Annotated in this window: 1 protein-coding gene; it reads right to left on the reverse strand. The window is 46.9% G+C overall.

Translation table 11 applies throughout. The features are described from left to right. On the reverse strand, window positions 1-829 hold an 829-nt coding region (locus R7R78_RS25380), incomplete at both ends, for a metallophosphoesterase (protein WP_225474530.1).

The following is an 829-nucleotide window of genomic DNA, read 5'->3' on the forward strand; positions in this document are numbered from 1 at the left end:
CTAACAGCAATTCATTTTGACCATTCAACATGGTTGCTTGGCCATTCTCGTCAAACTCAAGCACACAATGGCCCATGGTCAGAGCATGAAAACCGGCTTGCACAACGTAGGTTCCATTTACTTTGATACCATAAGGATCATCTTCTCCCAAACCAATCGCAGTAAAGTCACCTTGCAAACGGTGGCTATGACCACCCACGATGATACCTATGCCTTCCACTTGCTCTGCAAGTTCTAAGTCGCCCTCGTAACCTAGGTGACTAAGCAAGATAATGTTTTTGATTCCATCGTTGTGAATTTGTGCGACCGTCGCTTTCGCGGTTTCAATTGCAGTCATAAATGGCGTATCGGCGTCAGGGTTTGCTATATCGCTCATTTTATCGATGGACAAACCAAAAATAGCGACTTTTACACCGTTAAACTCTTTCACAAGGTATTGCGCACTGCGTGAATCCGGTTGATAGCTCAGTACGTTGTTACAGTCGCTTAGTCGGTGCGCTTTGTTTTTTGACTCATTGGACAGATCCCAGTTGCCTGCGAGCAGCGGAAAATTGGTACGCTGACAAAATAGTGCAACCGGTTCGTTCCCCATGTCGAGCTCGTGGTTTCCCAATGCCATGGCATCAATATTCAAGGCGTTCAACAAATCGGCGTTCGCTTTGCCCTTAAATAAGGAGAAATAGAGCGTGCCTTGGAAGCAGTCGCCAGCATGAAGGAACAACATTCCCTGCCCTTGACGCTGTGCATCATCACGTAGCTGTTCAACCCGAGTCGCGATTCGTGAGAATCCGCCCGCACTAACATAAGGTTCTAATATGAGGTCTTTGTC

Source organism: Vibrio sp. 2134-1 (genome assembly GCF_033339495.1).